Origin of the sequence: Citrobacter sp. Cpo071 (assembly GCF_030332765.1) — a bacterium.
In the GTDB taxonomy this organism is placed as follows: Bacteria; Pseudomonadota; Gammaproteobacteria; order Enterobacterales; family Enterobacteriaceae; genus Citrobacter; species Citrobacter portucalensis.
Genome location: NZ_JAOWHE010000079.1, coordinates 204,034 through 218,127, shown reverse-complemented (window position 1 = coordinate 218,127; position 14,094 = coordinate 204,034). Strand labels below are relative to the sequence as shown.

Here is a 14,094-nt window from a genome sequence, read left to right as displayed (position 1 = left end):
ATCAGTCCGCCAACTCCAGAATTCTTACCACCAACTGCGAGAAGCTCAGGCCCGCCTGACGCGCCGCCATCGGCACCAGACTGTGGCTGGTCATACCCGGAGAGGTATTCGCTTCCAGCAGATAAAACTGGCCATCGCTGTCCAGCATGACGTCAATGCGACCCCAACCTTTACAGCCCAATGTGGTCCACGCTTTCAGGACTAATTCCTGTAAACGGGCCTCTTGTTCGACTTCCAGACCGGCAGGGCAGAAATATTGTGTCTCATCAGAGAGATACTTCGCCTCATAATCATAGAAGGTTCCCGCAGGTTGGATACGTATTGACGGTAAAATTTCTTCACCAAGTATCGCAACTGTAAATTCCGGGCCACTGAGCCATTTTTCGATCAGTACTTCTTCATCATGCTGAAAAGCCAATGCTAATGCACCATGCAAAGCATTTTCTTCTTCAACTTTTGACATCCCTACGCTTGAGCCTTCACGGCTGGGCTTCACAATCAGCGGCAAACCTAGCGCAGAAATCTCCGTAACCACCTCATCATTAAGGCCTTTTTCGAACTCAGCGCGGGTCAATGCGACCCAAGGCGCGACCGGTAAACCGGCCCCCTGCCACAGTAGTTTGCTGCGCAGTTTGTCCATCGAAATCGCAGAAGCCATGACGCCACTACCGGTGTACGGCAGACCAATCAGCTCCAGCATGCCCTGCAACGTGCCATCTTCACCACCACGACCGTGCAGCGCAATAAACACCTTTTGAAAACCCATCGATTTCAAAAGCGTGACATCAACCTCTTTTGGGTCAATTGGATGAGCATCCACACCACCTTCGCGTAACCCTGCCAGTACGGCCGCGCCGGAATTCAGCGAAACGTCACGCTCTGCGGAGGTTCCCCCTAACAGGACCGCGATTTTATCAGCCATGTTGTTCTTCCTCCGGGTTTTGCGGCTTCAGTTTGATTTCAGCTAAGGAACGCGCGATTTTGCCGATATTTCCAGCGCCCTGCACCAAAATCAGATCGTTGCCGGTTAATACCGGCGCCAGCATGTCTGCCACCTGAGCCGGATCGGAAACCAGAATCGGGTCGATCTTACCGCGACCACGGATCGTACGGCACAGCGAGCGGCTGTCGGCTCCTGGAATCGCGGCTTCACCCGCGGCGTACACATCCAGCATCAACAGTGCATCGACCTGAGTCAGCACGTTGGCAAAGTCGTCATACAGATCGCGAGTACGCGTAAAGCGGTGCGGCTGGAATAGCATCACCAAATTTTTGTCCGGCCAGCCCGCGCGTGCAGCTTTAATCGTGGCATCCACTTCCGTAGGGTGATGACCATAATCATCCACCAGCATCGCCGTCCCGGCTTTACCGTTTACCGGCTCAAGCGGGAATTCGCCGAGGAAGTCAAAACGTCGTCCGGTGCCCTGGAAACTTTCCAGCGCGCGCAGAATTGCGTCGTCTTCAATGCCTTCTTCTGTTGCAACTGCTACCGCCGCCGCCGCGTTCAGCGCATTGTGACGGCCCGGTGCGTTCAACGTCACGCGTAAATCGGCCATCCCCTGACGCAGCAGCGTGAAGTGTCCTTGTGGACCAATCTGCTGGTAATCTTCGACGCGCACATCAGCATCATCGCTGAAACCATAGGTTGTGGTTTGACGACCAACTCGCGGCAACAACTCGCGGATCACTGGGTCGTCAACGCACATCACCGCACGACCATAAAACGGCAAGTTATGCAGGAAATTAATAAACGTCTGCTTTAAATTTTCGAAGTCGCCATGGTAGGTATCCATATGATCGGCTTCGATATTGGTAACAATCGCTACCATCGGCTGCAAATGCAGGAACGACGCATCGCTCTCATCCGCCTCCGCTATTAAATAACGGCTATGACCCAGACGCGCATGGACGCCTGCGGCCTTCACCAGACCGCCGTTGACAAACGTCGGATCCAGCCCCGCTTCCGCGTAGATACTGGAGACCATCGCTGTGGTCGTGGTTTTACCGTGCGTCCCGGCAATGGCGATACCGTGACGAAAACGCATTAACTCCGCCAGCATTTCAGCACGACGGATCACCGGAATGCGCGCTTCATGCGCCGCAACAATTTCCGGGTTATCCGCAGAAATGGCGCTGGATACCACCACCACGCTCGCATCGCGCACGTTTTCCGGGCGATGGTTGAAGAAAATCGTGGCGCCCAGATTCGTCAACTGCTGCGTCACCGGGTTCGGCGCTAAGTCAGAACCGCTGATCTGATAACCTTCGTTGGCCAAAACTTCGGCAATACCGCCCATACCAGCACCACCGATGCCGACAAAGTGAATGTGCCGAACGCGACGCATTTCGGGCACGATGGAACGCAGTTTTGCCAGTTGTTGTGTATTCATTCTTTAGCCATTAACTTCTTAGTTCATGCGATGCAAAAGGCATCACCACAATTACGCCCGGGCAGCCCGGCTCACTTCATTAGCAACGCGCTCTGTAGCATCCGGAATGGAAGCGGCGCGCGCACGTTCTGCCATGGTTAATAAGGTTTCTCGCGACCACCCGGAAAGGGTGTTAGCGACGGCATCCACAGTAAACTGCGGCTGCTCAAGAATTTTGGCGGCGCCCGCTTTCTCCAGCGGCAGCGCATTCCAGTACTGCTGTCGGTCTTTATGCTGAAAAGGCACAAACAGCGCAGGCAAACCTGCCGCGGCAATTTCGCTTACCGTCAACGCGCCGGAGCGACAAACTACAACATCCGCCCACGCGTAGGCAGCTGCCATATCATCAATAAACTCAGTGACCTTGTGCTGCGGTTGTCCCGCGTCGGCATACGCCTGTTCAACGGTTTGCTGCGCGCCTTTGCCACTCTGGTGCCAGATAGTCACCGCGTCATCAAGCTTTGCGGCAACCTGCGGCATCGTCTGGTTCAATACGCGTGCGCCCTGAGATCCCCCGACGACCAGCACGCGAACCGGGCCTTCACGCCCCGCCAGACGCGCTTCGGGCAACGGCAGCGCCAGAACGTCGGTGCGTACTGGGTTACCCACTACTTCCGCATTCGGGAAAGCGCCAGGAAAAGCCTGCATCACCTTCGTTGCAATCTTCGCCAGCCACTTGTTAGTTAATCCCGCAATGCCGTTCTGCTCATGCAGGACAACCGGAATGCCTAATGACCAGGCAGCCAGACCGCCAGGGCCGGACACGTAGCCGCCCATCCCCAGCACCACATCAGGCTTAAACTGCTTCATGATGGCGCGCGCCTGACGCCAGGCATTAAAAATACGCACGGGGGCGGCAAGCAGCGCGTTGACACCTTTGCCACGCAAACCGGAGATGCGAATAAAGTCAATTTCAATGCCATGCTTCGGCACTAAGTCCGCTTCCATACGATCGGCGGTGCCCAGCCAACGAACCTGCCAGCCCTGGGCCATTAAATGGTGCGCGACCGCCAGCCCCGGGAACACATGCCCGCCGGTACCGCCTGCCATCACCATTAACCGCTTCGGTTGACCACTCATCGTGCACCTCGTGTAAACGCCTGGGCTTTTTCCAGACGCGTTTCATAATCAATACGTAACAAAAACATGATGGCCGTCGACATAATCAACAAACTGGAACCACCATAACTGATCAGCGGTAACGTCAGACCTTTTGTTGGCAGCATACCTGCTGCCGCGCCGACGTTTACCAGGGCCTGGAAGCTAAACCAAATCCCGATGGAGCAGGCTAAAAAGCCTGAAAAACGGTGGTCAATTTCCAGCGCTTTGCGGCCAATCGACATCGCGCGAAAAGCGACGAAGAATACCATTAAAAGTGCCAATACCACACCGATATAACCCAGCTCTTCCCCAATGATGGCGAAGATGAAGTCGGTGTGCGCCTCCGGTAAATACTCCAGTTTTTGCACTGAATTACCTAACCCCTGACCCCAAACCTCACCGCGACCAAAAGCCATCAGCGATTGCGTTAACTGATAGCCGCTGCCAAACGGATCTTCCCATGGGTTCCAGAAAGAGGTTACGCGGCGAATACGATACGGTTCGGCAAGGATCAGCAGCACCACCGCCGAAATCCCCATGCCGATAATGGCAATGAACTGCCACAGTTTCGCACCAGCGAGAAACAGCATCGCCAGCGTCGTGACAAACAGTACCACTACCGTACCAAGGTCAGGCTGCGCCAGCAGTAAGACTGCCAGCACCAGAATCACACCCATCGGTTTTAAGAAGCCGCGCAGGTTATTACGCACCTCATCGACTTTACGCACCAGGTAGTTAGCGAGATAACAGAACAGCGACAGCTTGGTGAATTCCGCAGGCTGAATACGCAGCGGCCCCAGCGCAATCCAGCGCGACGCCCCGTTAACGGAGCTACCCACCACCAGCACGATCAACAACATGATGATCGAGGCGATCAGCATCGTCGTGCTGTACTTTTGCCAGAACTCCATCGGCAGACGCAGCGTCACCATCGCCAGACAGAACGCGAGGAAGATATACAGCGCGTCACGCTTAGCAAACAGGAAGGGATCGCCTGCCAGGCGTTGCCCTACGGGCATCGATGCCGATGTCACCATCACAAAACCGATCGCTGCCAGACCAAAAGTCAGCCACAGCAGCATGCGGTCATACATGATCAGGCTGTCCGCGTCTTTATCACGCGAAGCCATCACCCAGCCTTTAAGTGCCGCGAAGATCCACGCCAGGACACCCAGTCCCGGTACGCGCGGCATTTTCAGACGAGGGAGAGAGAAGCGCATCAACCCAACTCCTTCGCCAAACGGGTAAAGACGTCACCGCGTTGCTCAAAGTTCTTGAACTGGTCAAGGCTGGCGCAGGCTGGCGACAGCAGCACCATATCACCCGACTTCACACGCGGTGCGAGCAGACGCATTGCCTGCTCCATGGTTTCAGTGTGTTCCGCAACCTCAGGACGCAGAGCGGCAAGCTGCGCGCCATCGCGACCAAAGCAGTACAGACGAATGTTGTCGCCAGTCAGGTAGCGTTGCAGCGGCATAAAGTCGGCGGATTTCCCATCGCCGCCCAGCAGCAGGTGCAACGTACCGTCAACGTGCAGACCATTCAGTGCCGCTTCTGTGCTGCCAACGTTGGTGGCTTTTGAATCGTTGATCCAACGCACACCGTTATGATTCAGTACCAACTGGAAACGATGCGCCAGACCGGTAAAGGTAGTCAGCGCTTTCAGGCTGGATGCCCGCGGCAGACCCGCAGCATCCGCCAGCGCCAGCGCCGCCAGAGCGTTGGTATAGTTATGCTGGCCGGTAAGCGTCATCTCTTTCACGTTCAGGACTTTTTCACCCTTCACCCGCAGCCAGGTTTCACCCTGCTGACGATTGAGATGATAGTCACCCATGTTGATGCCAAAGCTCACGCAGCGCTCATCCGCCCCGCGAATCGGCATGGTCAGCGCATCATCGGCATTAACCACACACACTTTCGCATTCTCATAGACGCGCAGTTTGGCCGCACGGTACTGCTGCAAGCCAAACGGATACCTGTCCATATGATCTTCGGTGACGTTCAAAATGGTGGCGGCTACGGCCTGTAAGCTGGAGGTTGTCTCCAGTTGGAAGCTCGACAGCTCCAGTACATACAGCTCACGTTCGTCATCCAGCAGCATCAGCGCGGGCAGGCCGATATTTCCGCCAACACCCACGTTCACACCAGCCGCTTTCGCCATTTCTCCCACCAACGTGGTGACGGTGCTTTTCCCGTTGGAACCGGTGATCGCGACGATCGGCGCCTGCGCTTCACGACAGAACAGCTCGATGTCACCGACAATTTCGATCCCTGCATCAGCAGCGGCGCTCAGCGAAGGATGCGCCAGGGCAATACCAGGGCTGGCGACGATGAGATCGGCGGCCAGCAGCCAATCATCATTCAGGCTGCCAACATGACGCTCAACCGCTTCCGGCAATTTATCCAGGCCAGGTGGCGTTGCACGGGTATCCATCACACGCGGCGTCACGCCACGCGCCAGAAAGAAATCCACGCAGGACAGCCCGGTCAATCCCAGACCGATAATGACGACTTTTTTACCCTGGTAATCAGCCATGATTAACGTACCTTCAGCGTTGCCAGGCCAATCAGCACCAGCATCAGCGAAATAATCCAGAAGCGCACAATTACGCGCGGTTCCGGCCAGCCTTTCAGTTCATAGTGATGGTGAATCGGCGCCATACGGAAGATGCGCTGTCCGCGCAGCTTAAAGGAGCCAACCTGCAGAATGACCGACAGCGTTTCCACAACAAATACGCCGCCCATAATTACCAGCAGGAATTCCTGACGCAGCAGCACGGCAATAATGCCCAGCGCGCCGCCCAGCGCCAGAGAACCGACGTCGCCCATAAAGACCTGCGCCGGATAGGTGTTAAACCACAGGAAGCCTAACCCCGCACCGACAATCGCCGTACAGACGATCACCAGTTCGCCGGCATGGCGTAAATAGGGAATGTGCAGGTAGTTGGCAAAGTTCATGTTACCTGTAGCCCATGCCACCAGCGCAAAACCTGCGGCCACGAACACGGTCGGCATAATCGCCAGACCGTCCAGGCCATCGGTGAGGTTTACCGCATTGCCAGTACCCACAATAACGAAGTACGCCAGCAGCACGTAGAACAGCCCCAATTGCGGCATGACATCTTTAAAGAACGGCACCACCAGCTCGGTAGCCGGGGTATCTTTACCGGCGAGGTACAGCGCAAAGGCTACACCCAGCGCAATCACCGACATCCAGAAGTACTTCCAGCGGGCAATCAGCCCCTTGGTATCTTTACGCACCACTTTGCGGTAGTCATCGACAAAACCGATAATGCCGTAGCCAATCAATACCACCAGCACGCACCATACGTACGGGTTCGACGGATATGCCCACAACAGAACGGAGATAACAATCGCGGTGAGGATCATGATCCCGCCCATGGTTGGCGTACCGCGTTTACTGAAGTGCGATTCCGGGCCGTCGTTACGTACGACCTGTCCAAAGGACATTTTTTGCAAGCGGGCAATCATGCGCGGGCCCATCCACAAAGAGATGAACAGCGCGGTCAGCAGGCTGACGATGGCGCGAAACGTCAGATAGGAAAAGACGTTAAAGCCGGAATAATATTTGACCAAATGTTCGGCCAGCCAAACTAACATGTCCCATTCTCCTGTAATGCGCGTACTACCTCTTCCATGGCGGCACTACGTGAACCCTTCACTAAAATCGTCATGACCTGATGTTCTGCAATCAATGCTTTAAGATGCGCGGCCAGCGCGCTTTTATCCGCAAAATGTTCGCCAACGCCGCTGGCGTCGCTAATTGCCTGACTCAGTTTTCCTGTACTCAGTACACGGTCGATACCTGCTGCTTTCGCAGCAACACCTACCTGTACATGGCATGCTTCACTTTCTGCGCCAAGCTCTGCCATATCGCCAACGACCAGTACGCGATAGCCCGGCATTTCAGACAGCACCTGCACCGCTGCGGTCATCGAACCGACGTTCGCGTTATAGGAGTCATCCAGCAGCAGCTGATTTTCTGCGAGTTGAATCGGGAACAGACGTCCCGGTACCGCTTGCAGATCCTTCAAACCCGCTTTGATCGCCTCGTGCGTCGCGCCTACCGCCATAGAAAGCGCCGCCGCCGCAAGGGCGTTAGCGATATTGTGGCGACCCGGTAACGGCAGCAGGACATCAATGCTCCCGGTCGGCGTTTGCAGAGAAAATTCTGTACCATGCGAGGTCACATGAACGTTGGTTGCCGAAAAGTCGCTGTTGGCCGCATTCGGGGAGAAGCGCCAGACTTTGCGTTCGCCGATGATGCTTTGCCAGTTCAACCAGTCGTTGTTGTCGGCATTCATAATGGCGATACCATTCTCAGACAGGCCGGTAAAAATCTCACCTTTTGCCTTCGCAACGCCCGCCAGAGAGCCGAAACCTTCCAGGTGCGCGGCGGCCAGATTGTTCACCAGCGCCGCTTCCGGACGCGTCAGGCCGACGGTCCAGGCGATTTCGCCCTGATGGTTGGCGCCGAGCTCAATCACGGCATAGTCGTAATCGTTGTTTAAGCGCAGCAGCGTCATCGGTACGCCGATGTCGTTATTCAGATTGCCCGCGGTATATAGGGTGTTACCACACTGGCTCAGAATAGCAGCCGTCATCTCTTTGACGGACGTTTTACCGGATGAGCCGGTCAGCGCGACAACGCGCGCCGGAACCTGAGCGCGAACCCACGCCGCCAGTTCACCAAACGCCAGACGCGTATCTTTAACAATCAGCTGCGGCAGGTTGGTGTCCAACGGGCGGCTGACCAGCAGCGCACCCGCCCCGCTCTCTTGCGCTTTGTCTGCAAAATCATGGGCATCAAAGCGTTCGCCTTTCAGCGCCACAAACAGGCAGCCCGGCGTCACTTTACGCGTATCGGTTGTTACGGCATCAAGGGTCAGATCGGCCCCTTTCAGTTCGCCACGGAGGATCTCCGCCAGTTGGCTGAGCGTTACGCTAATCATGCGATAACCCCCAGCAGACGCGCTGCGGTCACGCGGTCAGAATAGTCGAGACGCTGCGAGCCGACGATCTGGTAATCTTCGTGACCTTTCCCGGCCACCAGCACCACGTCGTTTTCTTTCGCCTGCATAATGGCGTTTGTCACGGCTTCTGCGCGCCCTTCCATCACCTTCGCCTGTCCGGCATCCAGCATACCCGCCAGAATGTCGTTAATAATGGCGCGCGGCTCTTCGGTACGCGGGTTGTCATCAGTCACCACGACAACATCTGCAAACTGCTCAGCGATTGCGCCCATCAACGGACGTTTGCCTTTATCGCGATCGCCGCCGCAGCCAAAGACGCACCACAGTTTGCCAGTACAGTGCAGACGTGCCGCCTGCAGCGCTTTTTCCAGCGCATCTGGCGTATGAGCGTAATCAACCACCACGGTGGTTTTACCCGGCGCGCTGAATACTTCCATACGTCCGCAAACCGGCTGCAATTGTGTCGCCGTTTTCAGTAAATCAGCTAACGGATAGCCCAGTGCCAACAGCGTTGCCAGCGCCAGCAGAAGATTGCTGACGTTAAACGCCCCCATCAGGCGGCTTTCAATTTCGCCGTCGCCCCATGAGGAGGTAAAACGAATCGTTGCCCCACTGTCGTGATACTTCACGTCAACCGCTTTTAACCAACGACCATGACAGTTCGGGTTGATGTGGTCTCCCATCGAAACGGCAACCGCATCCGGGAGTTTCGCCAGCCAGCGACGACCGACTTCATCATCCGCATTGACGATGGCCTGACCGCAATGGTGCGTGGAATACAGCAGCCATTTCGCGGCTTCGTAATGTTCCATGTCGCCGTGGTAGTCGAGATGGTCGCGGCTTAAGTTAGTAAATACTGATGCGGCAAACTTCAGCGCCGCCACGCGATGCTGAACCAGGCCGTGTGAAGAGACTTCCATCGCGCCAACCGTTGCGCCCTGCGCAGCCAGCCCCGCCAGCACATGCTGGACATCAACGGCTGAACCGGTGGTATTTTCCGTCGGGATCACTTTGCCCAGCAGGCCATTGCCTACTGTTCCCATTACCGCGCTGGTTTCGCCAAGCAGTTGGCTCCACTGGGCCAGCAATTGGGTGGTGGTGGTTTTACCGTTAGTCCCGGTTACGCCGACCAGACGCATTTTCTCAGAAGGCTCGTGGTAAAAACGGCCCGCCAGTGCAGATAAACGTTCGTTAAGCTGACTGAGATAGATGACCGGAACACCATGCATTTCACGGATTTCACCATCAGTAGCTTCATCTTTTGCTTCTGCAATAATGGCAGCCACACCTTGCGCTATCGCCTGCGGGATATACCGACGCCCGTCCGCCTGATGACCCAATACTGCGACAAAGAGATCGCCTGATGCAGCCACACGGCTGTCAAGCGTCATCTCCCGCAGTGCTCGCTCCGGTGCACCCGGCACCCATGGAGCAAGAAGGTCGCGCAAATTACGATCTGCCACCTGTTGCCTCGCCTTGATTATTCACAAATTCATTTTTATCGCCCGTTGTCAGCGCATCCGGCTCGATGTTCATGGTGCGCAGTACGCCGCCCATGATGGCACCAAAGACCGGCGCGGAAACGGCGCCACCGTAGTATTTACCCGCCTGCGGATCGTTGATAACAACAACCAGCGCGAAGCGCGGCTGACTCGCAGGCGCAACGCCTGCGGTATAAGCAATGTATTTGTTGATGTAGCGGCCATCCGGCCCTACTTTTTTCGCTGTACCGGTTTTAATAGCGATGCGATAGCCTTTAATCGCCGCCTTCACGCCGCCGCCGCCCGGCAGCGCCACGCTTTCCATCATATGCACGACGGTACGCACGGTATCTTCCGGGAAGATACGCTCACCCGGAACAGGAGGGTCAACTTTGGTAATCGACAGTGGACGATAAACGCCGTAGCTGCCGATCGTTGCATAGACTCGCGCTAACTGTAACGGCGTTACCATTAGCCCGTAGCCGAAAGAGAAGGTGGCCCTCTCTATGTCAGACCACCGTTGTTTTTGAGGATATAAGCCACTGCGTTCTCCGACCAACCCCAAATTGGTCGCTTTTCCCAGCCCAAAACGTGAGTAAGTATCTACTAACGCTGAGGACGGCATCGCTAACGCCAGCTTGGAAACACCGACGTTACTCGACTTCTGCAAAACCCCGGTGAGGGTTAATTCGCTATAACGCGCCACGTCTTTGATTTCGTGACCATTAATTCGGTAAGGGATAGTGTTAAGGACGGTATTTTCGCGTACCACTCCACGCTGCAGCGCGGTCATCACCACCATCGGTTTAACGGTAGAACCCGGTTCAAACACGTCGGTGATGGTACGGTTACGCATCGCGTCTTTTGGCGTACCGGTGAGATTGTTCGGGTTGTAGGACGGACTGTTGGCCATGGCCAGCACTTCACCGGTGTTTACATCCACCAGTACCGCACTGCCTGACTCCGCCTTGTTGAACGCCACGGCGTTATTCAGTTCACGGTAGACCAGTGCCTGTAAACGCTCATCAATGCTCAACGCGAGGTTATGCGCCGCCTGGCTGTCGGTAGAGGAGATATCTTCAATGACGCGGCCATAACGGTCTTTACGTACAATACGTTCGCCAGGTTGTCCGGTGAGCCACTTATCGAAGCTCTTCTCAACGCCTTCAATCCCCTGGCTGTCGACGTTAGTAAATCCGATGAGGTGAGCAGTCACTTCTCCGGAAGGATAGTAACGGCGGGATTCTTCGCGCAGGTGGATACCTGGCAGCTTCAGTTTCTTGATGTAGTCGGCCATGTCAGGGTTTACCTGACGCGCCAGATAGATGAAGCGCCCTTTCGGGTTGGCGTTAATGCGGGAAGCCAGTTGATCGAGCGGGAGATTCAGCGCGGTTGACAGCGCTCTCCAGCGTTCGCCAACGCTCACGCCGCCTGCATCATGTACTTCTTTCGGGTCGGCCCATATCGCTTTAACCGGAACGCTCACCGCCAGCGGGCGACCAGAGCGGTCGGTAATCATTCCGCGTGATGTAGACACTTCCTGGACGCGTAGAGAGCGCATATCACCCTGACGCACCAGCATGTCCGGCGCGATGATTTGCAGCCAGGCAACGCGCCCCAGCAGAAAACCCAGTGCCAGCAAAATACAGCCGCACAGTAACGCAAAACGCCAACTGATAAAGTTGGCTTGTTCTTCCTGGCGTTTTGGTTTGTGCGTTTTTGCCGCTGCTTTCATGCGTCGCGTTTATCCTTATTTTTGTACTACGATATTTTCTTGTGAGGGATCGACATGCTGCATTTGCAGCTTTTCCGTTGCGATCCGTTCAACACGGCTATGGTCGCCGAGCGCGTTCTCCTCAAGGATCAAGTTGCGCCATTCGATATCCAGCGCATCTCGCTCCAGAACCAGCTGCTCACGCTGCGCAGTCAGTAAGCGCGTATGGTGTGCTGTTGTCACGACGGTAACCGCCGTCAAAATAATGCAAATGAACAGGCAGAGTGGCAGCTTCCCAAACCGCAAAAGATCGTCACCGATCACGCCAGGCAAGGCATGGCGCTCGTTGCTTCCTATCGATCCTTTAACTTTGCTGAGGGCTTCTGTCACTCTGCTGATCATGCGTTCGTCCTCTCTGCAATACGCAGAACTGAACTACGGGCACGAGGATTCTCAGCTACCTCTTCTTCACCCGGCATCATCTTGCCTAGTGCTCTTAACTCACGGCCGCCCAGCTTTTTGATCTGCGCTTCGGTCATCGGTATTCCAGCCGGTACCTGAGGACCACGGCTTTGTTCACGCATAAAGCGTTTCACAATGCGGTCTTCAAGCGAATGGAAACTGATGATCGAAAGGCGACCACCTGGAGCCAGCACGCTGAGCGAGCTTTTTAGCGCCTGCTCTATCTCCTCCAGTTCACTGTTCACCCAAATGCGCACCGCCTGGAAGGTACGGGTCGCGGGATGTTTGAATTTGTCCTTCACCGGCATTGCCGCTGCAATAACTTCCGCCAGCTCTTTGGTGCGGGTCATCGGTTCGATGCGGTTGCGCTCCACGATGGCGCGCGCAATGCGTTTGCCGAAGCGCTCTTCGCCAAAGGTTTTAATCACCCAGGCAATGTCTGCTTCATCGGCGGTTTGCAGCCATTCGGCCGCTGACTGACCGCGTGTTGGGTCCATACGCATATCTAACGGACCGTCACGCATAAACGAGAAACCGCGCTCTGCGTCATCGAGCTGCGGTGAAGAAACGCCGAGATCGAGAAGAATCCCGTCGATCTTACCGGTCAGTCCACGCTCGGCGACATAGTCAGTCAGCGCAGAGAAAGGTCCATGTACGATGGAGAAACGGGGATCGGTAATCGTTTTTGCAACAGCAATAGCCTGCGGATCGCGATCGATTGCCAGTAAACGTCCCTCTTCGCCAAGCTGGGAGAGGATCAGACGTGAGTGACCACCGCGACCAAATGTCCCGTCAATGTAGATGCCGTCTGGACGAATATTCAGGCCGTTTACGGCTTCATCCAGCAACACCGTTGTATGTTTATAATTTTCCGTCATTTTATAGAGACAAATCCTGCAATCGTTCCGACAACGCGCCAGTAACAGACTGCTCAGCGTCGATATCTTCCTTGACCTGTTGATACCAGGTCGTTTCATCCCACAGCTCAAACTTATTGAACTGCCCAACCAGCATCACTTCTTTCGTTAGCCCTGCGTGTTGCCGCAGAATGGGTGCTATCAGTAATCGACCAGCGTTATCCATCTGACATTCGCTGGCATGACCCAACAATAAGCGCTGTACGCGACGCTCAACTGGATTCATGCTCGACAGACGCGATAGCTTCTGCTCGATTATTTCCCATTCAGGCAGGGGGTACAGCAGCAGGCACGGGTGATGGATGTCAATGGTGCAAACCATTTGACCGGTAGCGCTCTCAAGCAGTTGATCCCGATAACGGGTAGGCACGGATAAGCGCCCTTTACTGTCGAGATTAACTAACGTTGCTCCCCGGAACATGCCAGTCTCACCCCCAATTACCACTTTATCCCACAAATTCCCACTTAAAGGAGTTTACGGAGCGGAGGAAAACCTTGTCAAGCAAGTCGCGGCGCTTAGCGGAGCAAAAAACCCATTGTTTACGGCTAATATCAGCGTTGAACAAATTCCGTACAGCAAACGAAGCAAATTAACGTCATGAATATTTGTAAGAAAAAAATCCAACAACTCATCATTGTTTAAAACAACTGAATATCATCCAAAGAAAATATAAAGTGTCAGTTTGCGACGCGAGCGGCATTTTAGGACAATATGCAGCGAGTTAACAGTACCAGTTAATCGGTCTGTACGCCGCGCAGAGCCGAGGAAAGCACCAGATGGCCGCAATACGAGAGCAAAGTGTTTGTTAATTCGGCAAATCCATACATGCATGTAACAAAATAATACAAGCGTAACGCGTCGTTACGTATCAATAACCCAAAAATGGATAGTTGCATTTTTAATTCGGGGTATTTCAAGAATGAATTTCAGATAATTCTAAAGAATATTCTTAAATATAATGCGGTTATTTCTGAGAATAGAAAAATTGAAGACGT

At 54.8% G+C, this 14,094-nt stretch carries 12 protein-coding genes; all 12 read right to left on the bottom strand.

The window, feature by feature from the left end; translation table 11 throughout:
* Position 1: 1 nt before the first annotated feature.
* From OGY09_RS11500 to mraZ, 12 genes are read right to left on the bottom strand one after another with little or no spacing between them, the layout of a single operon-like run.
* Complete coding sequence (locus OGY09_RS11500) at positions 2–922, bottom strand: D-alanine--D-alanine ligase (protein WP_032942366.1); 921 nt, start codon at positions 920–922, stop codon at positions 2–4.
* Positions 915–2,390, bottom strand: a complete 1,476-nt coding sequence (murC, locus tag OGY09_RS11495) for a UDP-N-acetylmuramate--L-alanine ligase (RefSeq protein WP_003018763.1) — start codon at positions 2,388–2,390, stop codon at positions 915–917. The genes OGY09_RS11500 and murC overlap by 8 nt, the downstream gene beginning before the upstream one ends.
* Positions 2,391–2,441: 51 nt before the next feature.
* On the bottom strand, positions 2,442–3,509 hold the full coding sequence (gene murG / locus OGY09_RS11490; protein ID WP_032942365.1) for an undecaprenyldiphospho-muramoylpentapeptide beta-N-acetylglucosaminyltransferase: 1,068 nt from the start codon (positions 3,507–3,509) through the stop codon (positions 2,442–2,444).
* Positions 3,506–4,750 (bottom strand): cell division protein FtsW, encoded by a 1,245-nt coding sequence (gene ftsW, locus OGY09_RS11485; protein WP_003829529.1) that lies wholly within the window; start codon positions 4,748–4,750, stop codon positions 3,506–3,508. Before ftsW ends, murG begins: the two co-directional genes overlap by 4 nt.
* Positions 4,750–6,066, bottom strand: coding sequence for a UDP-N-acetylmuramoyl-L-alanine--D-glutamate ligase (gene murD, locus OGY09_RS11480; RefSeq protein WP_032942364.1), 1,317 nt, complete (start codon positions 6,064–6,066; stop codon positions 4,750–4,752). Before murD ends, ftsW begins: the two co-directional genes overlap by 1 nt.
* A gap of 2 nt (positions 6,067–6,068) precedes the next feature.
* The gene (gene mraY / locus OGY09_RS11475) at positions 6,069–7,151 is read right to left on the bottom strand and encodes a phospho-N-acetylmuramoyl-pentapeptide-transferase (RefSeq protein WP_003018774.1); all 1,083 of its coding nucleotides are present in this window, start codon (positions 7,149–7,151) and stop codon (positions 6,069–6,071) included.
* Entirely contained in the window at positions 7,145–8,503 is a 1,359-nt protein-coding gene (gene murF / locus OGY09_RS11470; protein WP_032942363.1) for a UDP-N-acetylmuramoyl-tripeptide--D-alanyl-D-alanine ligase, read from the bottom strand. Before murF ends, mraY begins: the two co-directional genes overlap by 7 nt.
* Positions 8,500–9,987, bottom strand: a complete 1,488-nt coding sequence (gene murE, locus OGY09_RS11465; protein WP_032942362.1) for a UDP-N-acetylmuramoyl-L-alanyl-D-glutamate--2,6-diaminopimelate ligase — start codon at positions 9,985–9,987, stop codon at positions 8,500–8,502. Before murE ends, murF begins: the two co-directional genes overlap by 4 nt.
* Complete coding sequence (gene ftsI, locus OGY09_RS11460) at positions 9,974–11,740, bottom strand: peptidoglycan glycosyltransferase FtsI (RefSeq protein WP_003829538.1); 1,767 nt, start codon at positions 11,738–11,740, stop codon at positions 9,974–9,976. The genes murE and ftsI overlap by 14 nt, the downstream gene beginning before the upstream one ends.
* A 15-nt stretch (positions 11,741–11,755) precedes the next feature.
* Positions 11,756–12,121 (bottom strand): cell division protein FtsL, encoded by a 366-nt coding sequence (ftsL, locus tag OGY09_RS11455; protein ID WP_000625651.1) that lies wholly within the window; start codon positions 12,119–12,121, stop codon positions 11,756–11,758.
* The gene (gene rsmH / locus OGY09_RS11450) at positions 12,118–13,059 is read right to left on the bottom strand and encodes a 16S rRNA (cytosine(1402)-N(4))-methyltransferase RsmH (RefSeq protein ID WP_032942360.1); all 942 of its coding nucleotides are present in this window, start codon (positions 13,057–13,059) and stop codon (positions 12,118–12,120) included. The genes ftsL and rsmH overlap by 4 nt, the downstream gene beginning before the upstream one ends.
* Before the next feature lies 1 nt (position 13,060).
* Positions 13,061–13,519, bottom strand: coding sequence for a division/cell wall cluster transcriptional repressor MraZ (mraZ, locus tag OGY09_RS11445; RefSeq protein ID WP_003018792.1), 459 nt, complete (start codon positions 13,517–13,519; stop codon positions 13,061–13,063).
* Positions 13,520–14,094: the final 575 nt, after the last annotated feature.